Source organism: Pseudomonas atacamensis, assembly GCF_017167965.1.
Lineage (GTDB): Bacteria > Pseudomonadota > Gammaproteobacteria > Pseudomonadales > Pseudomonadaceae > Aquipseudomonas > Aquipseudomonas atacamensis.
The window spans coordinates 4,584,158-4,609,335 of sequence record NZ_CP070503.1 but is presented as its reverse complement, the minus strand read 5'-3'; the positions used below and the strand labels follow the sequence as shown (position 1 = coordinate 4,609,335).

At 60.5% G+C, this 25,178-nt stretch carries 24 protein-coding genes, 1 tRNA gene, 1 pseudogene and 1 riboswitch; of the genes and pseudogenes, 11 read left to right on the top strand and 15 right to left on the bottom strand.

Translation table 11 applies throughout. The annotated features are described in order from the left end of the window. The first annotated feature begins 43 nt into the window (after positions 1-43). The 6 genes and pseudogenes from JWU58_RS21030 (at position 44) to JWU58_RS21005 (ending at position 5,216) form a co-directional block, all read left to right on the top strand. Entirely contained in the window at positions 44-1,375 is a 1,332-nt protein-coding gene (locus JWU58_RS21030) for an MFS transporter (protein WP_016771305.1), read from the top strand. 194 nt (positions 1,376-1,569) lie between these two features. Continuing rightward, entirely contained in the window at positions 1,570-2,304 is a 735-nt protein-coding gene (locus JWU58_RS21025) for a PA3715 family protein (RefSeq protein WP_206420918.1), read from the top strand. After that, positions 2,303-2,434, top strand: a pseudogene (locus JWU58_RS21020) (glutathione transferase); the annotation flags it as partial. The gene JWU58_RS21025 and the pseudogene JWU58_RS21020, both read left to right, overlap by 2 nt. 61 nt (positions 2,435-2,495) lie before the next feature. Next, positions 2,496-3,134 (top strand): LysE family translocator, encoded by a 639-nt coding sequence (locus tag JWU58_RS21015; RefSeq protein WP_016771303.1) that lies wholly within the window; start codon positions 2,496-2,498, stop codon positions 3,132-3,134. Positions 3,135-3,209: 75 nt separating this feature from the next. Next, positions 3,210-4,559 carry a sensor domain-containing protein gene (locus tag JWU58_RS21010; RefSeq protein WP_206420917.1) on the top strand — a complete coding sequence of 450 codons (1,350 nt, stop codon included), beginning with the start codon at positions 3,210-3,212 and terminating at the stop codon, positions 4,557-4,559. Between the two features lie 153 nt (positions 4,560-4,712). Next, entirely contained in the window at positions 4,713-5,216 is a 504-nt protein-coding gene (locus JWU58_RS21005; protein WP_110601762.1) for a DUF4142 domain-containing protein, read from the top strand. Positions 5,217-5,377: 161 nt separating this feature from the next. Here JWU58_RS21005 and JWU58_RS21000 read toward each other — a convergent pair whose 3' ends face one another. Beyond that, positions 5,378-5,788: a low affinity iron permease family protein gene (locus JWU58_RS21000; protein WP_206420916.1), complete on the bottom strand. Its 411-nt coding sequence runs from the start codon at positions 5,786-5,788 to the stop codon at positions 5,378-5,380. A gap of 159 nt (positions 5,789-5,947) precedes the next feature. Here JWU58_RS21000 and tam point away from each other — a divergent pair, with 159 nt between their 5' ends. Together tam and JWU58_RS20990 are read left to right on the top strand one after the other, a co-directional pair. Further along, positions 5,948-6,718, top strand: a complete 771-nt coding sequence (tam, locus tag JWU58_RS20995) for a trans-aconitate 2-methyltransferase (RefSeq protein ID WP_206420915.1) — start codon at positions 5,948-5,950, stop codon at positions 6,716-6,718. 586 nt (positions 6,719-7,304) lie between these two features. Further along, positions 7,305-7,664, top strand: coding sequence for a DUF6124 family protein (locus JWU58_RS20990; protein ID WP_122611736.1), 360 nt, complete (start codon positions 7,305-7,307; stop codon positions 7,662-7,664). Positions 7,665-7,730: 66 nt separating this feature from the next. Here the strand turns inward: JWU58_RS20990 and JWU58_RS20985 are convergent, their stop codons facing one another. Continuing rightward, positions 7,731-8,087, bottom strand: coding sequence for a helix-turn-helix domain-containing protein (locus tag JWU58_RS20985; RefSeq protein WP_110601773.1), 357 nt, complete (start codon positions 8,085-8,087; stop codon positions 7,731-7,733). Continuing rightward, on the bottom strand, positions 8,087-8,389 hold the full coding sequence (locus JWU58_RS20980; RefSeq protein ID WP_110601775.1) for a type II toxin-antitoxin system HigB family toxin: 303 nt from the start codon (positions 8,387-8,389) through the stop codon (positions 8,087-8,089). Before JWU58_RS20980 ends, JWU58_RS20985 begins: the two co-directional genes overlap by 1 nt. Before the next feature lie 209 nt (positions 8,390-8,598). Between JWU58_RS20980 and JWU58_RS20975 the strand changes: the two genes are divergently transcribed. Together JWU58_RS20975 and JWU58_RS20970 are read left to right on the top strand one after the other, a co-directional pair. Beyond that, positions 8,599-8,895, top strand: coding sequence for a helix-turn-helix domain-containing protein (locus tag JWU58_RS20975; RefSeq protein WP_206422217.1), 297 nt, complete (start codon positions 8,599-8,601; stop codon positions 8,893-8,895). Beyond that, positions 8,895-10,178, top strand: coding sequence for a type II toxin-antitoxin system HipA family toxin (locus JWU58_RS20970; protein ID WP_206420914.1), 1,284 nt, complete (start codon positions 8,895-8,897; stop codon positions 10,176-10,178). The genes JWU58_RS20975 and JWU58_RS20970 overlap by 1 nt, the downstream gene beginning before the upstream one ends. A gap of 143 nt (positions 10,179-10,321) precedes the next feature. Here the strand turns inward: JWU58_RS20970 and JWU58_RS20965 are convergent. The 12 genes from JWU58_RS20965 to JWU58_RS20910 form a co-directional block, all read right to left on the bottom strand. Then, a tRNA-Gly gene (locus JWU58_RS20965) sits at positions 10,322-10,395 on the bottom strand. A gap of 157 nt (positions 10,396-10,552) precedes the next feature. Next, the gene (locus tag JWU58_RS20960; protein WP_016771295.1) at positions 10,553-11,437 is read right to left on the bottom strand and encodes an alpha/beta fold hydrolase; all 885 of its coding nucleotides are present in this window, start codon (positions 11,435-11,437) and stop codon (positions 10,553-10,555) included. Between the two features lie 316 nt (positions 11,438-11,753). Continuing rightward, positions 11,754-12,446, bottom strand: a complete 693-nt coding sequence (locus JWU58_RS20955) for a pseudouridine synthase (protein ID WP_206420913.1) — start codon at positions 12,444-12,446, stop codon at positions 11,754-11,756. A gap of 33 nt (positions 12,447-12,479) precedes the next feature. Further along, positions 12,480-12,710, bottom strand: coding sequence for a cysteine-rich CWC family protein (locus JWU58_RS20950; RefSeq protein WP_016771293.1), 231 nt, complete (start codon positions 12,708-12,710; stop codon positions 12,480-12,482). Next, positions 12,703-14,190: a sensor domain-containing diguanylate cyclase gene (locus tag JWU58_RS20945; protein WP_206420912.1), complete on the bottom strand. Its 1,488-nt coding sequence runs from the start codon at positions 14,188-14,190 to the stop codon at positions 12,703-12,705. The genes JWU58_RS20950 and JWU58_RS20945 overlap by 8 nt, the downstream gene beginning before the upstream one ends. A gap of 213 nt (positions 14,191-14,403) precedes the next feature. Beyond that, the gene (gene atzF / locus JWU58_RS20940) at positions 14,404-16,176 is read right to left on the bottom strand and encodes an allophanate hydrolase (RefSeq protein WP_206420911.1); all 1,773 of its coding nucleotides are present in this window, start codon (positions 16,174-16,176) and stop codon (positions 14,404-14,406) included. Between the two features lie 25 nt (positions 16,177-16,201). After that, the gene (gene uca / locus JWU58_RS20935; protein WP_206420910.1) at positions 16,202-19,849 is read right to left on the bottom strand and encodes an urea carboxylase; all 3,648 of its coding nucleotides are present in this window, start codon (positions 19,847-19,849) and stop codon (positions 16,202-16,204) included. 283 nt (positions 19,850-20,132) lie between these two features. Beyond that, complete coding sequence (locus JWU58_RS20930; protein ID WP_130903204.1) at positions 20,133-20,774, bottom strand: urea amidolyase associated protein UAAP2; 642 nt, start codon at positions 20,772-20,774, stop codon at positions 20,133-20,135. 11 nt (positions 20,775-20,785) lie between these two features. Then, entirely contained in the window at positions 20,786-21,511 is a 726-nt protein-coding gene (locus JWU58_RS20925) for an urea amidolyase associated protein UAAP1 (protein ID WP_016771290.1), read from the bottom strand. A gap of 13 nt (positions 21,512-21,524) precedes the next feature. Beyond that, a complete protein-coding gene (locus JWU58_RS20920; protein WP_206420909.1) occupies positions 21,525-22,313 on the bottom strand; it encodes an ABC transporter ATP-binding protein in 789 nt (262 codons plus the stop codon). Next, entirely contained in the window at positions 22,310-23,125 is an 816-nt protein-coding gene (locus JWU58_RS20915) for an ABC transporter permease (RefSeq protein WP_024011982.1), read from the bottom strand. The genes JWU58_RS20920 and JWU58_RS20915 overlap by 4 nt, the downstream gene beginning before the upstream one ends. 18 nt (positions 23,126-23,143) lie before the next feature. Further along, positions 23,144-24,211 carry a putative urea ABC transporter substrate-binding protein gene (locus tag JWU58_RS20910; RefSeq protein ID WP_206420908.1) on the bottom strand — a complete coding sequence of 356 codons (1,068 nt, stop codon included), beginning with the start codon at positions 24,209-24,211 and terminating at the stop codon, positions 23,144-23,146. Between the two features lie 63 nt (positions 24,212-24,274). After that, positions 24,275-24,375: riboswitch (guanidine-I (ykkC/yxkD leader) on the bottom strand. A 349-nt stretch (positions 24,376-24,724) separates the two neighbouring features. Here JWU58_RS20910 and JWU58_RS20905 point away from each other — a divergent pair. Beyond that, complete coding sequence (locus JWU58_RS20905) at positions 24,725-25,129, top strand: hypothetical protein (protein ID WP_039760873.1); 405 nt, start codon at positions 24,725-24,727, stop codon at positions 25,127-25,129. Positions 25,130-25,178 lie beyond the last annotated feature (49 nt).

Below are 25,178 nucleotides of genomic sequence, written 5' to 3'. Positions count from 1 at the left end.
AAAACAATCGGACGCCCATCGGTAGTCCGCCTGGAGAAAATCTATGAGCCTCAACGTAATGGAGGCGGGCGTGAATCCGTCCGTCGATCACGACGCCGAAAAAGCCCTGGTCAGCAAAGTCGCCTGGCGCCTGATGCCGCTGATCATGGTCTGCTACCTGTTCGCCTTTTTCGATCGCATCAACATCAGCTTCGCCAAATTCCAGTTGCAGACCGACCTGAGCCTGAGCGATACCGCGTATGGCTTGGGCGCCGGGCTGTTCGTAGTCGGTTACGTGCTGTTCGAAGTGCCGAGCAACATGATGCTGTACAAGGTCGGCGCACGGCGCTGGATTGCGCGGATCATGATGTCCTGGGGCGTGGCGACGGCGGCGATGGTCTTCGTCAACAGCGAATGGCAGTTCTATGCGCTGCGCTTCGTTATCGGCGCGATGGAAGCCGGGTTTGCTCCGGGCGTGCTGTATTACCTGACCCTGTGGTTTCCGCAGCACTTCCGTGGCCGCATCACCTCGATGCTGTTTCTCGCCTCGGCATTCGCCGGGCTGGTCGGCGCGCCGTTCTCCGGGCTGGTGCTGCAACACCTCGACGGCGTGTTGCAGATGCGCGGCTGGCACTGGTTGTTCCTGCTCGGAGGCGTGCCGTGCATCGCGCTGGGTTTCTTGGTGCTGACGCAGCTCAAGGACCGCATCGAGGATGCGCACTGGCTGACAGCTGACGAGAAGAAATTGCTCTCCAGTCGCATCGCTCATCACGAACCACACAAGAGCGGCGGCTCATTGCTCGCGGCGCTGAAAATTCCCGGGTTCCTGACGTTGGGTTTGATCTACTTCCTGATTCAGGTCGCGTCCTACGGTTTGAATTTCTGGGCACCGCAATTGATCCGCAGCGCGGGCACCGAAAGCCCGGTGATGATCGGCCTGCTGACCGCCATTCCGTACATCTGCGGGGCGATCAGCATGGTGGTGATCGGGCGCTTGTCAGACGCCACCGGTGAACGGCGCAAGTTTGTCGCCGGGCTGGTGATCGTCGGCGCGATCGGCTTTTTCAGCGCAGGAATCTTCGCCAGCCACACGACCTTCCTGATCGTCGCGCTCGGCCTGCTCGGCGCCGGTATCATCGCTTCGATTCCGAGCTTCTGGACCCTGCCACCGAAGCTACTGGCGGGCGCCGGTGCCGGCGCAGCGGGCGGGATCGCGGTGATCAATACCCTGGGGCAGTTCGGTGGGATTGTCAGCCCGGTCATGGTCGGACGCATCAAGGACCTCACCGGCAGCACCACCCCGGCGCTGTACGTCATCGGCGTCGCCGCGCTGATCGCCGCAGCGTTGCTGCTGTGGGGCTTGCCGCAGAAGTTGCGTACGCTCGACAAGTATTGAGATTGGCTGCGTCGGCGATGACGCCTTCGCGAGCAGGCTCGCTCCCACATTTGCAATGCGGATTTCCTGTGGGAGCGAGCCTGCTCGCGAATTCCGACTTCAGACACATGAGAGGATTCGCTGGCCAGATCTGTTGAATCCTCCGATGCAGAAAGGGATAGTGCGCGCCTGGAAATATCTTCAAGGAGCAGGAAGTGACAATGAAGTCCATATGGATCAGCGCTGCCGCGCTCTGCGGGTGGTTGATGGCTGGGCAGGCGTGGGCAGATTGCACGCCGCCTGCGGTCAGTGGCGAAGCGGACTTTTCTTTGTGCAAGGACTGGCCGGCTTATCCGTCGCTGACGATTACCGCGCTATCGACGTTCGTGCCCGATCCCGTCTATGGCCAGGACGGCAGGGTGGGTTCATACGATCTGGCTCTGGCCGTCACTACCGCTGGCAGCCCCAAGCCGCTGGCGACCTATCATCAGCGGTCGGCGTTTCTCTCCGATGCCATCGCGCTGGAGAGTCTGGAGCTGGATACGGCGCGTTATAAACTCACGTCCGACCTCCGTGCCTTCGGCGTACGCGCCCATTTCAAAGGCTCGTCGCGCGTCAATCCGCTGGATGAAACCCTGCTGTCGCTCTACGTGAAAGAGGGCGACAAACTGCGCCCGGTGCTGGATCGTTTGGTCGTCTACAGCTTCAGTGGCGAATGGGATGGCAATTGTGCCGGAGAGCGCTCGGAGACGGTGCGTACGCTTGAGATGGGCAAAACCAGTTCCCATGGTTACGCCGATATCATTGTCCGCTCGGTCACTACGGGCCTGGTCGGTGAGGGGCCACCCGACACCTGCGAGTCGAAAACTACCCACGAAAAGCCGGTGCTGACCACGTTGCGCTATGACGGACAGCAATATTTCGTTCCCGAAAATCTGAGAGGCTATTGAAGGCGCGTCGTTCTACTTTCTCGACCCCGACGGCCACAAGCTGGAAGCCCATGTCGGCGATTTGCAGTCGCGGCTGGCTGCGTGTCGGCAGAAACCGTACTCCGGCATGCGTTTCTGCGACGAACCCTGATCCGCTTCAATCTCGGTGATATAGACTCTGCGCCACGTGTTCTGGCGCTTGCAGGTTTCTCATGACTCCATCATTGCTGTTGGCCGTTCTGGCTTCGGGTTTCATCTACGGGATCACCCCCGGGCCGGGCGTGCTGGCGGTGTTCGGGATTGGCGCGGCCCATGGCCGGCGGGCCGGGGCGGGGTTTCTGTGTGGGCATCTGCTCGGCGACGTGATCTGGTGCAGCACCGCGCTAGTGGCGATTGTCGGTGCGCGGGAAATCGGCAGCACCGCGTTCGATGTACTCGGCGTGCTCAGCGCGGTGTACCTGTTCTGGCTCGGCTGGCGTGCGGTGCGTGCCCAACGCCGCAGCGGCGACGAGGCGCAAGGCGCGGCGCGGCAGCCGTTCTGGCACGGCATCGTCTTCGGCCTGACCAATCCCAAGGCCTACCCGGTGGCGGTGGCGACCTTCACGGCGCTGCTGTCGAGCCGCGCCGAACTGCTCAATTGGTCGATGCTGCCGGCGCTGATCGCCCTGAGCTTTATCGGCGGTGCGCTGGCTTACGCTATCCTCATCGGCGTGGTCGGCGCGCAGCGGGTGCGCACGGTGTATCAGCGTCATGAGCTGCTCATCACCCGTTTATGCGGCGTGATGTTTATCGGCTTCGCCATCAATGCGTTGATGCACGCGCTGCCGGGGCTGCTGCCGAACAAGACTTGATGAAATGGGCAGGGACGCGCAATCACGATCATGGACGATTGAAATCGCTGCACTGTGCGGACATCCCGTAGAACCATGGAAAGCCCTAACCCTGCGCCGCTGGCGAGCTACATGGACCTGTTGCTGGACGCCGTTTGCGCGGTCGACAAACAGGGCCGTTTCGTTTTTGTCAGCGCTGCCTGCGAGCGGATTTTCGGCTACACGCCTGACGAGCTGATCGGCCGCTCGATGATCGAGCTGGTGCACCCGGCCGATCGCCAGCGCACCCTCGCGGCCGCAGGCGAAATCATGGGCGGCGACCCGAAGCACAATTTCGAGAACCGCTACCTGCGCAAGGACGGCAGCGTCGCGCATATTTCCTGGTCGGCGCGCTGGTCGGAGGTCGACCAACTGCGCATCGCCGTCGCCCGCGATATCACCGAGCGCAAGCAGGCCGAGTCGCGGCAAGCGGCGTTGTACGCAATTTCCGAGGCGGCGCATGCGGCGGAAGATTTGCTGGCGCTGTTCAAAAGGGTTCATTTGCTCATTGGCGAATGGCTGCCGGCGCTGAATTTTTCTGTGGCGCTTTACGACGAACACTGCGCGCAGCTGAGTTTTCCCTATCACGTCGACGATCACGAATTGCAGCCCGAGCAGCCCGGCACCGTTATCGGACGGCTTTGCGCGCAAGTGATCCGCAGCGGCCAGCCAATGTTGCTGACCCCGGACAGCGCCGATGCCACGCCCGACTTCGCTGCGCTGGTGGCGGAGCAGAACGCGCCTTGCTGGCTCGGCGTACCGCTGAGCTCAAAAAACGGCACCATCGGTGCCCTGATCGTCAAAAGCCTCGCGGGCGGCGAACGCTACACCGAGCAGGACAAGGAACTGCTGCAATACGTCTGCGCACAAGTCGCCACGGCCATCGAACGCCAGCAACTGCATGCGCGGCTCAAGCGCATGGCGCAATACGATCAACTGACGCAACTGCCCAACCGCGAACTGCTGCGTGATCGGCTCAGGGCTGCGCTGGCCCATGCGCGAACCGTGCACGGACACATGGCGCTGCTGTATGTCGATCTGGATCGCTTCAAACAGGTCAACGACACCCATGGCCATGCTGTCGGTGACATGCTCCTGCAAACCGTGGCCAATCGGCTGAAAGGCTGCGTGCGTGAAACCGACACCGTGGCGCGTATCGGTGGCGATGAATTTGTCGTGCTGTTGCATAGCGTGCATGCCGCTGAAGATGCCAACAGCGTCGCCGGGAAAATCCGCTTGGTACTGGCGCAGCCCATGCGCCTCGACGGCCATGACCTGCGTATCGAACCGAGCATCGGCGTGGCGCGTTTCCCTGAACACGGTGAAGAAGAACAGCAACTGTTCCGGCATGCCGATCAAGCCATGTATGCGGCCAAGCGCCTGAATCATCGGGCCTTGGGCATCTGAAGCGAGCGCACCGTTCGTCGCGGTCCCGGCAGATTTTCTAAACCTTTGAACGCCAAAGCCTTCTTAACTGAGGCGGACAATTGTCCGCCGCGACTATTTGAGCAGCGGGCGAATCACGGCCCGCTTGAATTTTCCACGAAGGAGGGCGCGACCATGAGCCGGATGGCCACCCGTTTACGTAATGCCAGTTTTGCGACTTTGCTGGGCCTGTGCGCCAGCACTGCGTTCGCCCAGTCGCCTGCCGAATTCATCAACGATGCCTCCGCCAAAGGCATGGCTGACATCGAAGCCAGCCGTCAGGCCCACGGCAAAACCGAATCCAAAGAGGTCAAGGATTACACCATTGTTGTCATCAACGACCGCACCACGGCCAACCAGCATTTGGCGAAAATCGCCAAGAAGCTCGACCTGCCGGTTGCCCCCCGCGAAGAACTCGCCGACAAGGCCAAAGAGTTGATGCCGGAAGTGAAGGACGGCGCGACTTTTGATCAGGCCTATGCCGCCAGTCAGGTCAAGGCGACCGAAGAGGCCATCACCCAGATCGAGCAACAGGCACAGACCACCGACGTGCCGGAAATCAAAGCGTTTGCGGATGAGACCTTGCCGAAGCTGCAAAACCATCTGGAGAAAGCCCGAGCGTTGCAGGCCAGTCGCTAACTTCGCCGTATTGTTGCAGCGCGAACGAAGCCTTCAGTTGAAATGCATGTGTCCTTTGTGGGAGCGAGCCTACTCGCGAAAGCGGTGTGTCAGTCAATGATGTTTTGACTGACCCTCCGTCTTCGCGAGCAGGCTCGCTTCCACTGGGTGTGTTTACTTGCTCAGCACTTATTCAAATCCTGCTTTGGCTTGCTCTTGTCGCCAAGCCCCTCAAGATCAAACACCTGATTCTCACCCAGCGCGCGGTAATGCCGGCGCAGCGCTTCAAGCTGTTTCAGATCCAGCGCCTCCAGCCCGAGCATCGCGTTCTGCGCTTCCTTGTTCACCCGCAGCAGCTCATCGAGTTTCAAGTGCAGAATGTCGGTATCGCGGTTCTGCGTGTTCTGAATCAGGAACACCATCAGGAACGTGATGATCGTCGTCGATGTATTGATGATCAGTTGCCAAGTGTCGTTGTAACCAAAAATCGGCCCGCTCAACCCCCACAACCCGATCAGGATCAACGCCCCCATGAACGTCTTCGGGCTACCGGCCCACAGGGCAAGTTTTTGGGCAATTTTTGCGAATTTCATGATGGGAGTCCTTGTTTTGGGAGCTTGAAATTCAGACATCGGCGTTGCGCTGAAAATTCTGTTTACAAGTTTCGGTGCAGGACTTTGGTAGGGAAGGCGTACGGCGCAGATCGCGGTATCGTGTCGACAGTCGACAGAAAACCCCAACAGGAGAACGCAATGAGTTGGTCTGCCAAGCAGTACGTCGCTTTCGAAGATGAACGCACCCGTCCGGCCCGTGATCTGTTGGCGGCGATACCCACGGCGCACGCCCGGGCGGTGGTGGATATCGGTTGCGGGCCGGGCAATTCCTCCGAGTTGCTGGTGCAGCGTTTTCCCGAGGCCAGGGTCAGTGGCCTGGACAGTTCGGCGGACATGATCGCCGCCGCGCGCAAGCGCTTGCCCGATGTGCAGTTCGAGGTGGCCGAGATCGACAAGTGGGCCGATGAAGGCCCGTTCGATGTGATCTTCGCCAATGCAGTGTTGCAATGGGTGCCTGATCACGCTTCGTTGCTGCCAGCCTTGGCGAGCAAGCTTTCAGATGGTGGCAGCCTGGCGATCCAGATGCCGGACAACCTCAACGAACCGTCCCACCGCTTGATGCGTGAAGTCGCCGCCAACGGGCCGTGGGCGAGCAGGCTCGCAGACGCTGCCGGGCAGCGTACCGACATGGCCAGTGCCAGTGAGTATTTTTCGATGCTGCGCCCGCATTGCGCGCGGGTCGATGTGTGGCGCACCACCTATCACCACCAACTTCGGGACGGGGCGGCGGGGGTGGTGGAGTGGTTCAAGGGTAGCGGGTTGATTCCATTCCTGAGCCCATTGACCGAGGAGGAGCGGGCGCAGTATCTGCAGCGGTATCTGGCGGAGGTTGCCAAGGCTTATCCGGCCTTGGCTGACGGCTCGGTGCTGTTGCCGTTTCCACGTTTGTTTATTGTTGCGACTCGCTGAATCACGCCTCTAACTTTCTGGAGTTCGCCACGTTATCTCAGGTCGGCGCATCCCTTGAAAGCAATCCGGTCGGTTCCCTCTCCCTCGGGAGAGGGCTAGGGTGAGGGGCCTCTTGATGCATGCAAAACCGATCACCGCTGCACCGCCACCATCATCGTCCTCTGGCATCCTTTCAACTCGTTCACCCTGAACTCGTCGGAAATTTCCCTCTGTTTTCCAGGCTTTTACACGTGGTGCGCCATGGCTGTTTAAAGTCGAATCGCGTTACGTCCCGATGCCTACAAATCCTTGCGCCGCTGCCTACCGGTACGCCAGAATCCGCCTGCTTGTGCGGCTGGCGGGCGGTCGGTAACTTGGTTCGCGTCACTGATTTCCAGTGATCGGGTTTAGCAGCCCGGCCAGGATTGACCAACGGTTGCACATGTACCTTCCAGTCAGGCTTCGCCTGCACTTGATGGTGGCTGTGCGCATGGCACCCTCGGGTGCGCCGGGTTTTGGACTTCCTACCGGTCTGCTAACTTGCGTACAGCTGCCACCCTTTCGTATAGCAGCGGGACGGTTGCAGTTACCACTACAGGAAGATTCCATGTTCAAGGTAACGCCAAATCCACCGGAAACCGATCCGGTCTCTCCGTACGAGTCCCTCGATTCGAAAAAACTCCACGAAGCCGCCGAACGCGCCCTCGACCACTATCTCATCCCGCCGCAAACCAGCTCACCGCCGTACCAGACCAGCAGCATGTTCCAGGTCAACCCGAGCACCGACACCGAGTCGCTATTGGTCAACGCCAGCGAATCCCTCGGCTCGGCCAGCGTCATGCTCGGCGACTTTGCCGCCTTGCTCGACGGCAGCCAGCGCAAAACCCTGCTCGGCATCGCCCAGGTCGTCATGCTGGGCGAGCTGGCGGTGAATCAGGTGCTGGATAATGTGGTACCGGTGGGTTAGCCAGCGCTGATTTCCGGGCCAAAAAAACCGGTCGTTGCGACCGGTTTTTCGTGCGATATATTTTCTTCAGACACTGGCAAGCAGGCATTCATAAGGAATACGCAAGCCATCGTGCAGACGTTTGATCATCGCCAGACTCAGCTTGCGTTTGCGGTTCAGCACCTCCGAAACGCGGCCACTTGTGCCAATAAAGGGCTCAAGATCCCGCGGTGTCAAACCTTGCTGATCCATGCGAAATTTGATTGCTTCAATGGGATCAGAAGGCGGCATCGGAAAATGCTGCTCCTCATACTTTTCGATCAACAGAGCGAGAATTTCCAACTCATCGCCCTCCGGCGAGTCGATTTCTGCACCCCACAGCTGTTCCATGCGCAGCAATGCTGCGGTCAGGTCTTCCGGGCTACGAATGGGTTTGATGTTCATTAAACGGTCTCCGCGTTGATCTGGTCGTATTGAGCGTGGGTCCCAACGAAGCGGATAAAACCAAGTTGCCGTTGGTAGTCGATCGCCAGAATCACTCGATATTTATTCCCGCCGATATTGAATACCACCCTGGCTCCCTTGAGCACACTAGCCGTTCGCAGCTCAGCTTTAACCTCTTGCGGAGTTCGATAAATCGCCTTATCCATATGGCGGTACCATTCAACGAGAGGTGTCTGAGCATCAGCATAAGCTGGTGTGCTTTCCCAAAATTGTCTTAGCGTCGCTCTTGCAATTATCCGCATCCATGCCTCCTCCCGATATGGGAGATACTAGTCGTTACTGAGTGGAGGGGCAATCTTGAATGTGCTTTGTGAACGGGCGTTCAACATTGAATTGCAAAGCATGTATGGGTCATATGAATTTTCTTGCAATGGTTCATAAACGATCCGTAATCCAGCATAACGATCTACAATGGCTCCATAAAGACCAATTAAGCCTTGAAGGGTTTGCCATGTCATTCATGCATTTGCTTCACTCGCCGGCTGAGATCGCTAGAAATGTCGGAGAAAACGCCAAAATCCTGCGGCTCTCCAAAAACCTTTCCCGCAAGACGCTCGCAGAAAAGGCGGGGGTTTCCGAATCCACCATCAAGCGATTCGAAGCGACCGGGCTCGTGACGTTGGAGGCTTTGATCCTGATAGCCACTGCGCTTGATGAACTCAAAGCTGTGACCAAGCTGTTCAAACCAGAGCAACCGAGCTCGCTGGATGAGCTGAAGAATGCCAGGCGCAAGAGAGGGATGCGCTGATGATCAAGCCTTTCAAACACACAGAAGCGCTGAATGTTTTGAAAGAGGGCGCCAAGGTTGGTGAGCTGGTCAGAGTCGCGGGCCGGGGGATTTACTTCGCTTACGATCCGGGTTGGCTTGCCACTGGCTACAATCTTTCGCCGCTGACAATGGCTTGGGACGAAAAGCCCCAGTTGGCCAGGAACACCAGCCTCTTCGAAGGGCTACACGGACCGTTCGCCGATTCACTGCCTGACGGCTGGGGCCTGCTGCTGATGGATCGATATTTCGACAGCACCTTCGGTGACGGCACCCACCTTACCCTCACAGCGCTTGATCGCCTTGCTTATATGGGCGAGCGCAGTATGGGTGCGTTTGAATATCAGCCGAAGGCGGAAAAAACAGAGCTCACAGGCCCTTTGGATATTTGCCAACTCTACGAAGCTTCAATCGAAGTTCAAGAGGGTGAGACCCCTGCGGTGCTTACCAAATTGCGACTGGCCGGTGGCTCACCGGGGGGCGCACGACCGAAGGCAATCGTGGCGCTGTCTGCCGACAAAAAACACGCAATTTCGGCCTTTGATGCCCTGCCCGAGGGCTATGCACATTGGATCGTGAAGTTCAGGGCATTGTACGAACCGATTGAAACCGGCGGCATTGAACTCGCCTATGCCGAGATGGCTCGTGCCGCCGGAGTGACCATGGCTGAATCGGATCTTCTGAATGTGCAGATGCCTGGCGGCGAGGTTGAGCGTTTCTTCGCAACCAAGCGCTTCGACCGCGACGGCGAGCGCAAGATTCACATGATGACCGTCTCGGCGCTCATGTACGCGGACTACCGCGCATTGTCATCCATCGACTACCCGAACCTGCTCAAGCTCACTCAGGTGTTGACCAGAAGCTCCGTCGAAGTGGAAAAGATGGCCAGGTTGATGATCTTCAATGCGCTGTCTCACAACCATGACGACCATGCGAAGAACTTTGCCTTTCTCTGCCACAATCCTGAAAAAAAAGGCGAGAAAGAAACCTGGACGCTGTCCCCGGCATACGACCTGACCTTCGCAAACGCCATGGGCGAGCACACCACTGACTTCGGTGGCCGCACTCCCGGCACGCCTACGCGCAAGCGAATCATGGAGATCTGCAAGGATTACAAATACCTCAAGGCCGAGGAATATATCGAGCAGACTCTCGCTGCGCTCGCCAACTGGAAGAAAGTATTCACTCGATTGAACGTCCCGCACAAAGCCGGGGAGCCGATCTTCAATGTACTGGCGAGGCTGCATCTGGATTTCGAGAAGTAAGCTGCAGACGGGGAGCAGCATTGCTCCGGTAGGTTGTTGACGCTGAGATTGAAACCCCACCCACAAAAAAACCGGCCATCAAGGCCGGCTTTTTCTATTCCTGCATCCCTCGTCGGACAACACAACGCGAGATCAATATTCGGTGGAGCGGGTAGAGGGAATCGAACCCTCATCTAAAGCTTGGGAAGCTTTCGTTCTACCACTAAACTATACCCGCTCAGAGCGGCTGACTTTGTACCAGACTCGGCCACGGATTTGAAGTTTTCTTTTCTCTGCGAGGGCTTTGCCGCGCAGAAATCGGTCGATCGCGAACAAGGACTGCGCCGGTGCAACAGGCACTTGCAGCTTGCAGCCTTGCCCGCGATGACGCTGTTTCAAATGGCCAGGGCATGGTGATCCTGCACAAACGAGTAGCGCGTTCGGCTGGCTTGCGGCGCAGGTTTCAGAAAGCCGAGCAGGGCGTTCTGGCTGTCGCGGCAGGCGGCTTTGTGCTCCATGTCGAGGAAGTGCCCGGTGGCTTGCAGGGTGGTAAAGCTGCTGTGGGCGACGTGATTGCCAAACAGGCGTGCGTCTTCAGCGGCGGTGTATTCGTCCCATTCGCCATTCAGGAACAGCACCGGCACGCTGATCTTTTTCGCCGCATTCAGATAGCACTGGCGATCGCTGTGCAGTACGTCGTTGATGTGAAAGTGCATCTGCCCGTACTCATGCTCGGCGAGGCTGCTGACATGGCGATAGTTGAAGCGCTTGAACAGCGACGGCAGGTGTTTGCCGATGGTGTTGTTGACCAGATGACCGACCCGGTCGCCGTCACGGCTGCCGAGGTAATCGACGCCGCGCTCAAGGTAATCGAGCATGTGCGCATTGATTACCGGGGAGAACGAGCTGATCACGGCTTTTTCAATGCGCCGCGGTTGCTGGGCGAGGGCGACCAGAGTGGCGGCGCCGCCCCAGGAGAAGGACAGCACGTGTTCGGCGGCGAAGTGATCGATCAGCTCCAGCAGAATCTGCCCTTCGACTTCCTTCGTCAGATGTTTCTCATGCCGGTTGTGGGCTTTTGACCGACCCGCGTAGGGCTGGTCATAGCAGACCACGTTGAATTGCGGGTGCAGGTTTTTCACGGTCTGTGCAAACGACGCAGTCGTGGCCATCGAGCCGTTGACCAGAATGATGGTCTTTTCTGCGGCGTCTGCGCGATAGAACTCCGTGTAAACCCGATACTGACCCTGTATATCCAGCACAGCGATTTCTGGCCTCATGTCATAAGACTCCTGGCAAGCAAGCGGGTATGCGCGCAATCGAGATTGCACGAGCTTTGTGACAGGTAGGCATACGCCTGAAATTTGCTGGCCCATGTCGATCCGGTACGGCAGGTCGACGGGTGTTGTTATTGGCGGGCAGATTGCCGGCTGAGGCGCAGCCCTTGAGGGCAGACGACCGACAAAAAGTTTCTTGGAAGTATGTGGTGACTCATCGGTCACATTTCGGCCGACGTCCTGATTCAAGCAGGGGACTCAGGATCACGCAAGTGCCGTCGGCGAATTGTTCGACAACTTCGGCTGAGCGGTCGCCGGCTTAGAACAAATGAATCTCTTCGGTGCGCAAAGCGCGGTATTCGCCCGGTTTTAGCGCGTGTTCGAGGGTCAGTTCGCCGATGGATTCGCGGTGCAGGCGCAGGACTTTGTTGTTGAAGAAACCAAACATGCGCTTGACCTGATGGTAGCGGCCTTCAACGATGCTCAGTCGCGCCGAGCGTGGGCCGAGCAGCTCAAGCTGCGCCGGTTGCGTGGTCAGATCTTCGAAAGCGAAGTAGATGCCCTCGGCAAATTTCAGCGCGTAGCTCGGGTCGATGTGCTGTTCGGTTTCGACGTAATAAACCTTCGCCAGTTTGGTTTGCGGCTGCGTCAGGCGCCGCGACCAGGCGCCGTCATTGGTGATCAGCATCAGCCCGGTGGTATTGAAATCCAGACGTCCGGCGATGTGCAGATCGTCCTTGTGCGGTTCATCGAGCAGGTCGAGCACGGTCGCATGCTGCGGATCGCGGGTGGCACTGACGCAGCCCGGGGGTTTGTGCAGCATGAAATAGCGCGCCGGTTTGCCGCTCTGCAGCACCTCATCGTCGACTTCGACCCGACTGAATTCCAGCACCTCACTGTGCGGGTCGCTGACGACTTTTCCGTCAATCCGCACGCGCTTTTCCACCAGCAACAGGCGAACCTGCTGACGGTTGTAGCGGGGCAGATTGCTGAGGAAGCGGTCGACGCGCATGGTCAGGATTCAACGGACGAAGGGCCGCGCATCTTACGGGATCGGCCGCCGGCCTGCTTGCAGTTGCGCTTCGACCTGTGCGCAGCGCGGGCACAGGCAGGCTTGATTGCGCAGTTCGGCCGGCAGCGCTTCGAGCACCGCCGGGTCGATGGTCACGCCATAGCACCAGCATTCGCGGTCGGCGGTGCGCGGGTCGGCGAGGCTGCAATCGTTGCGCGCACCGCAGGCCGGGCAGTGATCGGGTTTGACGTCGTTATCAGGCATAGGTCGAGTGCGGCATTTCCATGCAGGTGCGGTTGCGCCCGGTTTGCTTGGCGCGGTACATCGCATGATCGGCCCGGGACAGCAGAGTGTGCAAGGTGTCATCGCGTTGCACGGTGGTGGCGCCGATGCTCACGGTCAGATGCAGGCTGTGGCCATCGTAGGCATATTCGTGTTGTTCGACGTGCTGGCGGATCTTCTCGGCAATTTTCTGCCCGGTCTCGCCGTCGGTGTCTTTCAACAGAACGATGAACTCTTCACCGCCCCAGCGGCAGACGATATCGGCGTGACGCAGGCAACTTTGCAGGTCGCGGGCGAAACCGATCAACACCTGATCGCCAGCCATGTGGCCGTAGGTGTCGTTCAAGGCTTTGAAGTGGTCGAGGTCGAGCAACAACGCGGTCAGCGGCTTGGTTTCCCGTTGGGCCTCGTGCAGCGCTTGCGCGGCGAGGATGTCGAAGCCGCGTCGGTTCGGCAGTTCGGTGAGACTGTCGAGGGTGGCGTGCGCCTGAATCTTCGCCTGGAAGCGCTTGATCACTCGATTGAGCAAGGCCAGCACGATCAACGTCACCAGCAGGCAGATCAGCAGATTGAGATACAGCGACTGGCGGATCTCGCTCAGCGCGCCGTCCTCGCGTTTATCGACGAACAGGTACCAGTTCAACTCGGGGATAAACCGCACGTTGAGAAAATGCCCCTGGCCCTGAGTGGAATATTCGTAGCTGCCGCTGTGTGGCTTGGGCAATTGGCTGACCAGACTTTTCATGCTCTCCAGTTCGCCAAGACTCTGGCCGATGTGCGCGCCTTCCGGGCCACCCTCGGCACCGGTCAATACGAGGCGGCCGAAGGTATCGACGAAGTACACGCTGCGTTGATAGCGCTGTTGATACTTGTCGATCAGCTTGATCACCGCGTCCACGGTCAGGCCCACGCCCGCGGCGCCGATGAAGCGGTTGTGGTAGTCGTAGACCTTGTAGTTGATGAAGAACGTCAGGTTGTCCTTGTTGGCCAGATCCGGGTCGACGTTGATCTCGTACGGGTCCTGCATGTCGCGCACGCGGAAGTACCAGGTGTCGCGCGGCTCGTCGACTTTGACCTGCTTGAGCACACCTTTGGCGTGGTAGTAGGTGAGCGTGGCATTGGAAACGAAGAACGCCGTGTAGGCGCCGTAATGGGTCATGACCTCGTCGAGATAGCGGGTCATCTGCTCGGGATTCTGCTCGCCGTTGACCACCCAGTCGCGCATGAATGTATCGCGGGACATCATCGAGGAAATCAGGATCGGCCGGACCAGATCTTTCTGGATTTCCGAATAGACCGTGTCGGAGGTCAGTGGCAGTTCAGTGTTGACGATGTTGTCGCGGATCGACTCGCGGGACGCGAAATAGCTCAACAGCGAGGTGGCGAGAAAGCCGGCGCCGAGCAGGGCGACGAGGGTGGGCACCAGTGAGCGTTGCGAGTACAAGGGAGAACGAAGCGGCATGGCAGATCCGTTGGCAGTGGCCCGATGGGATGCATTCTAGTGGCACTGCGCGCAAATAACTGCTGCCTGTGCGGCGTGAATGGTCGTTCCTTTATTCGGGGGGGGCCAGAACCTGTGGGAGCGAGCCTGCTCGCGAAGGCGGTGGGTCAGCCACATCCATGTTGAATGACATACCGCATTCGCGAGCAGGCTCGCTCCCACAGGGCGACAGATTCAGGCCAGGGTTTTGAGGTATGCCCGCCATCCCCCCAAATGACTGATATCCACCGCACCCTCCAACCCATACGGCTCACAGATAAACCCGCTCTCCCAGCGCCCATCCGCCAGTTGCACCTTGCCCAGTCCCAGCGGCGCCGGAATCCCGGTGAGAAACGAGCCCAATTCGCTGCTCGGCAATTCCCACACTTCCACGGCAATCGCCACGCCGGCGTCCTTGACCCGCACCATCCCCGGCCGCAATGGCGGGCCGCCGGCGAGGGCGTGCAATCGATAGTCCGGCGAACTGAACGTGGTTTCCAGCAAGCGCCCGCCGCGCTGGGTCAGTTGCCAGTTCAACGCCAGCCCTTGCAGATGCGCGCCACACACCACCAATCGAGCGCGGTCATTGCGCGCAGGGTTTGCCGGAACTGGCAGGGCACTGTCCTGCTGGCGCTGCAAGGCATCGGCCACGCTCAACAGATACTGATCGGTAAATACCCGCCCGAACAACGTCACGCCCCACGGCAGACCATTGCTCATGAATGCGGTCGGCACGGCGACGGCGGCGTAGTCGAGCAGGTTCATGAAGTTGGTGTAATAGCCGAGTTCGGAATTGCGCAGCACCGGCTCGGCCTCAAGCTCGGCCAACGTCACTGGACGGCCGATGGTCGGCGTCAGTACGCAGTCGAGATTTTCCAGGGCCTCGTCGCAGAGGGCCTTCAGCGCCTGCAATCGATATTGCGCGCGAAAGGTCTGCACGCCAGTCACTGCCGGAGCCTTGGCCAGCACCGCACGGATCACTGGCAGCACCGCTTCGGGATTCTGCTCCATCAGCTCACCGGCGACGCTGTAACGCTCGGCGACCCACGGTCCGTCGTAGAGCAGACGCGCTGCTTCGAGAAATGGCGACAGGTCCAGTTCGACCGCTTCGCCACCCAGAGCCTTGAGCCGTTCGATGGCCGCTGCGAACAACTGTGGCCCCTCGCTGCAACCGAAAAATTCAAGGTCCTGCTCCCGTGGCACGCCGAAGCGAAACGGCCGTGGCGCGCCAAATGCCGAGCCGTCGTTCCATGCCGGATTGCCTCGGCTGTATTCATCGCGAGGGTCGTGTCTGGCCGTCAACGCCAGCAACTGACTGGCCTCACGAGCAGTGGCAGTGAAGGTGGTTACGCAGTCCAGCGTGCGGCACGCCGGCAGCACGCCAGCGGTGGAAATCAGGCCCTTGCTCGCCTTCAATCCCACCAGATTATTCAGCGCCGCCGGCACTCGCCCGGAACCGGCGGTGTCAGTGCCCAAGGCGAAACTCGCCACACCCAGCGCTACCGCCAGGGATGAACCCGCGCTGGAGCCGCCAGACGGATATTCGGGCAAAACGCTGTTCGGGCACGCACCATAAGGCGAGCGGCTGCCATTGAGGCCGGTGGCAAACTGGTCAAGATTGGTCTTGCCCAGCGGTATCGCGCCCAGCGCCATCAGTTGCTCGACGATTGTTGCCGACCGCTGCGGCACATAGACGAACGCCGGGCACGCGGCGGTGGTGGGAATGCCGGCCAGATCGATGTTGTCCTTGATCGCAAACGGCACGCCATACAGCGGCAGACTGTCGAGGTCACAACCGTCGAGGGCGGCCAGATACGGCTCCAGTTCATCGACGCTGAGCAGGTGGATGAACAGGTGATAGTCGGGATTCAGCGCAGCGGCTTTTTCGCGCAATTGCAGCAGCAGTTGGCGCGGTGTGGTGTCGCCATTGCGGTAGGCCTGGCGCAGTGCATCGAGTTGCAGATTCATCGGTTGATCCTTTTCAGAAATGGCTTCAGTCGAGTTCCAGCACTGCGACCCGTTGTCCGGCACGCACCGCTGAGCCGGGTTGCACACGGATCTCTCGCACCACGCCCGCCAGGGGCGCGAGCACAGGGATTTCCATCTTCATCGACTCGAGAATCACCAGCACGTCGCCCGCCGCGACACGCTGGCCGGCCTCGACCTGCACCTGCCAGAGATTGCCGGCAATGTGGCTGTCGACGCTGTGTTCACCGCTTTCCAGCGGTGCTTCTTCGCTGGCGTCAGGCACGGCTTCTTCGCTGTCGAAATGCGCCTGGCCGCTGGCGATCCAGCGCTCGCGTTCAGCCTTGAACGCGCCCTGTTGCTGCGCACGGAAAGCGCTGATGCCCTCGGCTTCCTGACTGAGAAATGCCTGATAGTCGGCGAGGTTGAGCTGGCTGTGTTCGATGTTCAGATCGAAGCGCCCAAGGGGGAAATCGCGGCGGATGCGCAGCAGTTCTTCGGCGCTGACCGGGTAGAAACGGATCTGATCGAAGAAGCGCAGCAGCCACGGTTTGCCATCGAACGCGGCGACTTCGCGATAGCGATTCCACATCTGCAGAGTGCGCCCGACAAACTGATAACCGCCCGGGCCTTCCATGCCGTACACGCACATGTAGGCCCCGCCGATGCCCACCGAATTCTCGGCGGTCCAGGTACGTGCCGGGTTGTACTTGGTGGTCACCAGACGATGACGCGGGTCGAGCGGCGTGGCCACCGGCGCGCCGAGGTAAACGTCGCCAAGGCCCATCACCAGATAACTCGCATCGAACACCGTGCTCTGCACTTCGTCGAGATTCGGCAGGTCGTTGATGCGCCGGATGAACTCCAGATTGCTCGGGCACCACGGCGCGTCCTTGCGCACGGTGGTCATGTATTTGTCGATCGCCAACTGACAGGCCGGGTCGTCCCACGACAGCGGCAAGTGCACGATGCGCGACGGCACTTGCAAGTCCTTGGCGGCGCACACCGCGTCCCATTCGCCGGCGATGATGCCGAGCAGATCGGCCAGCGGCAGTTGCTCCGGCTGGTAGTGCACTTGCAGCGAGCGAATGCCCGGGGTGAGGTCGATCACGCCATGCAGGGCTTGGCTTTCCAGCGCCTGCATCAGCGCGTGGGCGCGGAAGCGCAGGACCAGATCGAGCTCCGGCGCGCCGATTTCCAGCAGTAAATGAGTGTCGCCAGAAACCCGCCCGACAAGCCGCCGATCCCCCTGACCCAACTCAAGAACCACAGGCGACACAATCCCTTGTGGGAGCGAGCCTGCTCGCGAAGAGGCCGTGTCAGTCAATGTCGATTTGTCTGGGCCGACGCTTTCGCGAGCAGGCTCGCTCCCACAGGGTGCATCCCATTTCAGAGCAAGATCGCGGGCATCAGCCAGAGAGACGGGAATGAACTGAATTTTATCGCCCGCCTTGAGCTGCCCCAGCTGCCACAGATCGGCCTCGATCACCGTCACTGGGCAGACAAAACCGCCCAGACTCGGGCCATCCGGGCCGAGGATCACCGGCATGTCGCCGGTGAAATCCACCGCACCAATCGCATACGGATTGTCATGGATGTTCGACGGGTGCAGACCCGCTTCACCGCCATCCTCACGCACCCACTCAGGCTTCGGTCCGATCAGGCGCACGCCGGTGCGGCTGGAGTTGAAATGCACTTCCCACTGGGTCGCGAAGAATGTGGCGATGTAGTTTTCGCTGAAGTATTCCGGTGCGCCGTGCGGGCCGTAGATCACCCGTATCTGGCGCACGCTCGGCAGCGCCGTGATGTGCTGTTCGGCCAGTTGCTGGCCGACGCTGCGCTCGGTCAATGCCGGCACATGCAACACGTCACCGGCCCTCAACGCGCGACCGCCATGCCCGCCGAACTGGCCGAGAGTGAAGGTACTTTTGCTGCCCAGATAATCCGGCACCTGCACGCCGCCGCGCAGGCACAGATAACTGCGCGCGCCGGCGCCGCTGATGCTGCCCAGCTGCAACGTCGCGCCGGCCGGGATCAACAGCGCGGTGTTCATCGGCACCGGTTCAGCGTCAAGGGTCAAGGCAATCGGCGCGCCGGTCACCGCGACCACCGCGTCACAATTGAAGCGCAGGATCGGCCCGCTCATGGTGATTTCCAGTGCGGCGGCGCCTTGTTCATTGCCGAGCAGACGATTGCCCAGGCGCAGCGCTCGGCTGTCCATCGGCCCCGAGGGTGGCACGCCGACGGCCCAATAGCCGAGGCGTCCGGGATAGTCCTGCACGCTGGTCTGCGTGCCGGCGCTGAGCACTTCGAAGGTGTTGGCGTGATGCAGCAGATTTTCCAGACAACGGGTCCACGGCTGGCCGCTGGCGAATGGAGCATCGAGCAGAATCTGCCGCAGATAGTCGCGGTTGGTTTCCACGCCGTACAACAGGCTATCGCCCAATGCCTGATGGAGTTCGGCGCGAGCCTGTTCGCGGCTGGGCGCCCACGCGATGAGCTTGGCAATCATCGGATCGAAATACGGCGGAATTTCCACGCCGGCCTCGACCCAGGTGTCGATACGCAACTCAACGCCGTTGGCGGGCGGAAATTGCACAGCGGTCAGCAGGCCCGGGCTCGGCTGGAAATCACGCCCCGGATCTTCCGCGTACAGACGTGCCTGAATCGCATGGCCCTGCGGTTCCAGGCCTTGATACAACTCGTTCAGCGGCGGCAGATCACCAGCGGCCAGCTCGATCATCCAGCGCACCAGGTCCACGTTCCACACCTGTTCGGTGACGCCGTGCTCGACCTGCAACCGCGTGTTCACTTCGAGAAAATAGAAGCGCTGGGCCGCGCTGTCGAAGACGAATTCGACGGTGCCGGCGCTGCGGTAATTCACCGCTTGCGCCAGTTTGATCGCCGCTGCGCACAGCTCATCGGCCATGCCTTCTGGCAGGTTCGGCGCCGGGGTTTCTTCGAGGACTTTCTGGTTGCGCCGCTGCACCGAACAGTCGCGCACGCCGAGAGCGATGACTTCACCGCAGCCGTCGCCGAACACCTGCACTTCCAGATGCCGCGCGCGTTCGATGTACTTCTCGATGAACACCCCGGCGTCGCTGAAGTTGTTCTGACCGAGGCGTTTCACCGCTTCGAATGATTCGCTCAATTCGCTCGCGCTGCGGCACACGCGCATGCCGATGCCACCGCCGCCAGCGGTGCTTTTCAGCATCACCGGGTAGCCGACCTGTTCGGCGGCACTCAGCGCGCAATCGAGGCTGTCGAGCAGGTCGGTGCCTTCGAGCATCGGTACGCCGTGCTGTCTGGCCAATGCGCGAGCAGTGTGCTTGAGGCCGAAAACCCGCAATTGCTCCGACGTCGGCCCGATGAAGGCGATGCCCTGCGCTTCGCAGGCTTCGGCGAACGCTGCGTTCTCCGAGAGAAATCCGTAGCCGGGATGAATCGCCGTGGCGCCGCTTTGTTTGGCGATCGTGAGGATTTTGTCGACCGCCAGATAGGTCGCGGACGCCGCGCCTTCGCCGAGGCTGTGCGCTTCAGCGGCCTGGGAGATGTGCAGGCTGGCAGCATCGGCTTCTGAATACACGGCGACGCCTTGGGCCTTCAGCACGTTGATCGTGCGCAGGATGCGACAGGCAATCGCGCCACGGTTGGCGATCAGGATTTTTTCGAACATGGCATAACCCCTGAAGGGGGAGCGGGCCGTCCCGCTGTTTTTCGACAGACATCCGGGCCGTCCCGGATGGAAAAAACACACTTCACTCCAACCCACCACAAACCTCCTGTGGGAGCGAGCCTGCTCGCGAAGGCGGTGGATCAGCCACATCAATGCTGAATGACACGGCGCATTCGCGAGCAGGCTCGCTCCCACAGGGTTCAGGGTTGTCTGGTGGATTTAAGGCACTGCCCGGAACGCGCCTGGCACAGTGCAAAAAGCCAACGGCGTAAACGGCTGATGGTCAGTTCCATATCAGCAACTCCGCCGGGGTCGGGTTGTAGGCATTGCACGGGTTGTTCAACTGCGGGCAGTTGGAAATCAGCACGATGACGTCCATCTCCGCGCGCAAATCAACGTACTTGCCCGGCGCGGAAATACCGTCCTCGAAAGTCAGCCCGCCATCCGCCGTTACCGGCACGTTCATGAAGAAATTGATGTTCGGCCCGATGTCGCTCTTGCTCAATCGGCCGTCGTGGGCGCAGGCGCGCAGGTAGTTGTCGCGGCAGCTGTGCATGTAGCGTTTTTCCAGGGCGTAGCGCACGGTGTTGCTCTCTTGCGCGCAGGCGCCGCCGAGGGTGTCGTGGCGCCCGCAGGTGTCGGCAACGATGGTCAGCATCGGCTGGCCGAGGTTGGAATACAGCACGCTGCCGGTGCTCAGGTAGACGCTGTTCTGCCGGCGCAAGGTGCGTTGCACGTCGTAGCGTTCCTTGGGGTTGGCGAGGCTGTAGAACAAAGTGTCGACGGCCTGATTGCCTTCCAGATCGAGGATGCGCAGGGTCTGCCCGGCCTTGACTTCCATCAGCCAGGGCTCGCCGGCGGGAATGGTCGCGCGGTAGATCGCGCTGTCGGCTTGCTTGTGCGAAGTGGCGATTGCGAGTGACATGGCAGCGATCCTCAGGCGAACAAACGGTCGGTGTTGATAAAGCCGCGCTCGTTTTCCGGGCGCGAAGTGCGGCAGTGTTCGGCGACGCTGGCGTCGGCGTTCATCCAGCTCAGCTTCAAGGGTTTCGGGGCGTATTCGGGGGACGGGTCCATCGGATGTTGCAGGGCGGTGAGCACCACCAGGGTGTCCATCGGCGCGTATAGCTCGATGTAGTCGCCGGCCTTCGAATTGCCCTCGACGAAGTGGAAGCGCCCGGCCTCATCGACGTTCACGCGGCTGAACAGATTCAGGGTCATCAGCAGGTCGGACAGGCCCAGGCCCCACTTGCCGAGCTCCACCAGCAGGTTGTCGGTGCCATTGCGAAAGAAGCCGTTGCGCAGTTCCTGGTAGCGGCCCTGACCGTACTTTTCGGCGACTTCCTGTGCGCAAAGCACACCGCCGAGGCTGTCGCTCCAACCGCAGGTGTCGGCGGTGATCGCGGCGAGCACGCGGCCCATGTCCGAGTACAGGCAGTGGCCGGCAGTGAGCTTGGCGGTGTGTTGGCATTTGAGGCTGTCGGGCAGGTTCAGCCGCTCGGTTTTTTCATTGGCATTGAGCAAGGTCAGGCTGACGTTAGCGCCACCGCGCAGGTCGGTCAGGCGCAGCAATTGGCCGCGCTTGAGCACGAAGGAACGGTGGCCGCCGCCCGGCAGCATTTCTTCAGCGAAGGGTGGGAATAGTTGGATTGAATCAGTCATTGCAGCAGTCCTCTCAAGCAGTGCGAAGGGTGCCCGCCAGCGGCAGCGGCAGGGCCTCGACGGCGGCGCGCTGGGCGCGGCGGTCGCTGTTCAACGGGATGTCGTAGGTGATGCGGGCGCCATAGGCGCCGGGGGCGTGCGGGTCGAGGCGCACCTTGTCGAACACCAGCAGGCGCGTGCCGAGGCTGAAGCCCTCGGACAGGTCGTGGGTGACCATGAACACCGTCAGTTGCGTCTCGCGCCACAGCTCCAGCAGCAGCACGTGCATGTCCTTGCGGATGCCCGGATCAAGCGCGCCGAAGGGCTCATCGAGCAACAACACGCGCGGCTTCATGATCAGCGCCTGAGCGATGGCCAAGCGTTGCTGCATGCCGCCGGACAGCTGTGCCGGGTACTTGTCCAGCGCATGGCCGAGGCCGACTTTTGTCAGTAGGGCTGCAGCCTGCTCGCGCGCCTCGCGTTTGGCGTTGCCGAACAGCCGGCCAAGCAAGGGCGCGCGCGGCAATTCGAGACCGAGGGCGACGTTGTCGAGCACGCTCAGATGCGGGAACACCGAGTAGCGCTGAAAGACCACGCCACGGCTGGCATCCGGCTCGCTGGCCAAGGGCTGGCCGTCGAGCAGAATCTCCCCGCGACTGGCGGTTTCCTGGCCGAGCAGCAGACGCAGGAAGGTCGATTTGCCGCAACCGGAGGCGCCGACCAAGGTGCAGAACTCGCCTTCGTTGACGTTCAGGTTCAAGCCTTCCAGAACCACTTGATCGGCGTACTGCTGCCAGACGTTTTTTACTGTGATGAAGCTCATTTCGCCGCACCCTCGTACCAAGGGAAAGCGCGCTGGGTCAGCTGTTTCAAGCCCCAGTCCATCAGCCAGGCGAGCAGGGTGATCCACACCACGTAGGGCAGGATCACATCCATCGCCAGGTAGCGCCGCACCAGAAAGATCCGATAGCCGAGGCCATCGGTGGAGGCGATCGCTTCGGCGGCAATCAGGAACAGCCACGCTGAACCGAGCATCAAGCGCAGCGAGATCAGCAAGCGCGGCAACAACTGCGGCAAGACCACGCGCAGCATCAGCGTCCAGGTCGAGGCGCCGAGGGTCTGCGCCTTGATCAGCAGTTCGACCGGAATGTCACGGGCACGCTGTTCCAGATCCCGGGCCAGCGCCGGGGTGATGCCAATCACGATCAGCATGACTTTCGATAACTCGCCCAGGCCGAAGACGATGAATAGAATCGGCAGGATCGCCAGCGGTGGCACCATCGACAGCACCGTCAGCAACGGCGACAACGGCGCGCCGAACAGCGGCAGGGTGCCCGCCGCTATACCGAGGCAAAGACCCGCCAGCGCCGCGATGCCGAGGCCGATGGCCAAACGGCGCAGACTGGACGCAGTGTCTTGCCACAACAGATATTCACCGGTGCGGCTGTCGGCGTTGAAGGCCAGGCGTTTTACCGCGTCGCTCATCTGCACGGCGCTGGGCAGCAGTTTGTCGTTGGGGTTGTCCGCCAGGCGCTCGGCCGAGCCTGTGAAGTAGGCGAACAGCACCAGCGCGAACGGCAGGATCACCAGCAACAGGCGGCTCGGGCGATCAGGGTGGCGATTGATCAGGCGCATGGCCAAATCCTCCGTGGCTTACAGCTTGGCGTCGGCGGCCATCTGCACGTAGGTCGGATCGAAACGCAGCTTCAGGTTGGCGGTGTCGCCGCTGGTCACGCCGTTGGCGAAGGACATGCCCACCGCGCTCGGGTCTTTCGCGCCTTCGCCGAGCAGGCCGTGCTCGAAGGAGAACTCGGCGACCTTGCGCATGGTGTCCGGCAGTTGTTTGCTGGTGGCGAAATTCAGCGCTTCGCTCGGCGTGGCGAACAGTTTTGTGGTGTCCAGTTGCGCCTGGAAGCCTGCCAGATCGGTGCCAGAGGCCTTGGCCATGTGTTCCAGCGCAGCTTTGCTCGCGGCGGTTTTCGCGTTCATCAAAGCGACCACTTCGAACCACGCGCCGGTCAGCGCTTTGCCCAGCGCCGGGTTGTCTTTGAGGGTGGCGCTGTTGACCACCATCATGTCCATGATCTCGCCGGGAATCTGGCTGGAATTGAACACTTCGGTGACGCCGGGTTTGGCCTTGATATCCGAGAGCATCGGGTTCCAGGTGGTCACGGCGTTGACGTCGTCGGTGTTGAACGCGGCGGCAATGTCGGCGTCGGAGGTGTTGACCACCTTCAGGTCTTTCTCGGTCAGGTCCACCGAGTCCAGCGCGCGGGCCAGCAGGTAATGCGAGACCGACAGCTCGACCAGATTGACGTCCATGCCTTTCAGATCGACGACTTTTTTACCTTCGCCTTTGAGCACGATGCCGTCGTTGCCATTGGAGAAATCGCTGACGATCAGCGCGGTGCTGTCAACGCCGCCGGCAGCGGGAATGGTCAGCGCATCCATGTTGGTCATGGTGCAGCCGTCGAACTGGCCGGCGGTGTACTGGTTGATCGATTCGACGTAGTCGTTGAGTTGCACGACGTCGATCTTGATCCCGTATTTCTTCGCCCATTTGTCGACGATGCCCTGGCTGCCGGCGTATTCCCATGGCATCCAGCCGGCGTATATCGTCCAGCATACGCTGAAGTGGTCTTTCTGGGCGGCGGAAGATTGCGTGCTGATGAGCGCGGCGAAAGCGGCGGCGAGCAGGGCGGGGAAACGTAGTCGGATCATTGCGGATTCTCCAGTTGATCGAGGGCGGACAGGAAGGCAACGCGGCACCGCGAACGGTGGCTTGTCTCCCGGGCTTTTGTCCCGCCGTGTAACCTCAACTGGAGGTCGCCAACTCTCGGACCAGCCACTCGCGCTTGCGAGCCGGAACCCTAGTCAGCCATTGCAAATTGTGGTGCCGCGAACCTGTGATGACTCCTGCACAGGTTTGCTAAAGCGAGAGACGTGCCAAGTCGGGGCGAGGCCTCTGCGGCGGGGATCTGCTGGATTGTCGAAGTGAGCGGGGCTAGCGACAGCGCATCGTGGTGGTGCGCGGTTGCACCGTCATGCAGCGTGTTCAGGGTTCACGGGGCATTGATTTGCGGATTAACAAGATTTCATGACCACTTGTTTCAACTTGTTGCAGGAACGCACCAGATTCCGAAACCGCTGTCTGATTCTTCGACAGTCACGCAATTGCTGACGGTCGCCTGCCAGCGTCGCTGGTGTGGCCAACCCGCGGTCCAGGAGGCCGCCATGTATCGCCGAATCGTACTGCTTGCCGTGATGCTTTTTTCCCTTGGCGGATGCGTTCCTTATTCCTATGGAGACAGCTACTACAGGTCAGAGGTCTACACATCACCCGCACCGGCCTATTACAGCGGTGGCGGCTCCTATTACCGCAGCGGCGGCACCTATTACACCCAGCCGCGCTACTACCAGCCAGCGCCGCGTTACTACCAGCAACCGCGTTATTACCAGGCGCCACGGCACTACCAACCGGCCCCGCGTTACTACGAAAGCCGGCGCTGGCACGGCAATGATCGCGGACGCTGGGACGGCCACCGTCGCGGCGGTTGGGATAATGACCACCGCGGTCGCGGCAACTATGATCGTCACAGCGGTCGCCGTGACTACAATGGCCGTGGCAACCGCTGGTAAATCTCTGCAATGAACAAGCGGCGCATCAAGCGCCGCTTTTTTTTGCCCG

Coding starts and splice junctions, on each gene's coding strand:
- JWU58_RS21030 (WP_016771305.1), top strand. CDS start 44: ATGAGCCTCAACGTAATGGAGGCGGGCGTGAATCCGTCCGTCGATCAC.
- JWU58_RS21015 (WP_016771303.1), top strand. CDS start 2,496: ATGACTCCATCATTGCTGTTGGCCGTTCTGGCTTCGGGTTTCATCTAC.
- JWU58_RS21010 (WP_206420917.1), top strand. CDS start 3,210: ATGGAAAGCCCTAACCCTGCGCCGCTGGCGAGCTACATGGACCTGTTG.
- JWU58_RS21005 (WP_110601762.1), top strand. CDS start 4,713: ATGAGCCGGATGGCCACCCGTTTACGTAATGCCAGTTTTGCGACTTTG.
- JWU58_RS21000 (WP_206420916.1), bottom strand. CDS start 5,788: ATGAAATTCGCAAAAATTGCCCAAAAACTTGCCCTGTGGGCCGGTAGC.
- tam (WP_206420915.1), top strand. CDS start 5,948: ATGAGTTGGTCTGCCAAGCAGTACGTCGCTTTCGAAGATGAACGCACC.
- JWU58_RS20990 (WP_122611736.1), top strand. CDS start 7,305: ATGTTCAAGGTAACGCCAAATCCACCGGAAACCGATCCGGTCTCTCCG.
- JWU58_RS20985 (WP_110601773.1), bottom strand. CDS start 8,087: ATGAACATCAAACCCATTCGTAGCCCGGAAGACCTGACCGCAGCATTG.
- JWU58_RS20980 (WP_110601775.1), bottom strand. CDS start 8,389: ATGCGGATAATTGCAAGAGCGACGCTAAGACAATTTTGGGAAAGCACA.
- JWU58_RS20975 (WP_206422217.1), top strand. CDS start 8,599: ATGTCATTCATGCATTTGCTTCACTCGCCGGCTGAGATCGCTAGAAAT.
- JWU58_RS20970 (WP_206420914.1), top strand. CDS start 8,895: ATGATCAAGCCTTTCAAACACACAGAAGCGCTGAATGTTTTGAAAGAG.
- JWU58_RS20960 (WP_016771295.1), bottom strand. CDS start 11,437: ATGAGGCCAGAAATCGCTGTGCTGGATATACAGGGTCAGTATCGGGTT.
- JWU58_RS20955 (WP_206420913.1), bottom strand. CDS start 12,446: ATGCGCGTCGACCGCTTCCTCAGCAATCTGCCCCGCTACAACCGTCAG.
- JWU58_RS20950 (WP_016771293.1), bottom strand. CDS start 12,710: ATGCCTGATAACGACGTCAAACCCGATCACTGCCCGGCCTGCGGTGCG.
- JWU58_RS20945 (WP_206420912.1), bottom strand. CDS start 14,190: ATGCCGCTTCGTTCTCCCTTGTACTCGCAACGCTCACTGGTGCCCACC.
- atzF (WP_206420911.1), bottom strand. CDS start 16,176: ATGAATCTGCAACTCGATGCACTGCGCCAGGCCTACCGCAATGGCGAC.
- uca (WP_206420910.1), bottom strand. CDS start 19,849: ATGTTCGAAAAAATCCTGATCGCCAACCGTGGCGCGATTGCCTGTCGC.
- JWU58_RS20930 (WP_130903204.1), bottom strand. CDS start 20,774: ATGTCACTCGCAATCGCCACTTCGCACAAGCAAGCCGACAGCGCGATC.
- JWU58_RS20925 (WP_016771290.1), bottom strand. CDS start 21,511: ATGACTGATTCAATCCAACTATTCCCACCCTTCGCTGAAGAAATGCTG.
- JWU58_RS20920 (WP_206420909.1), bottom strand. CDS start 22,313: ATGAGCTTCATCACAGTAAAAAACGTCTGGCAGCAGTACGCCGATCAA.
- JWU58_RS20915 (WP_024011982.1), bottom strand. CDS start 23,125: ATGCGCCTGATCAATCGCCACCCTGATCGCCCGAGCCGCCTGTTGCTG.
- JWU58_RS20910 (WP_206420908.1), bottom strand. CDS start 24,211: ATGATCCGACTACGTTTCCCCGCCCTGCTCGCCGCCGCTTTCGCCGCG.
- JWU58_RS20905 (WP_039760873.1), top strand. CDS start 24,725: ATGTATCGCCGAATCGTACTGCTTGCCGTGATGCTTTTTTCCCTTGGC.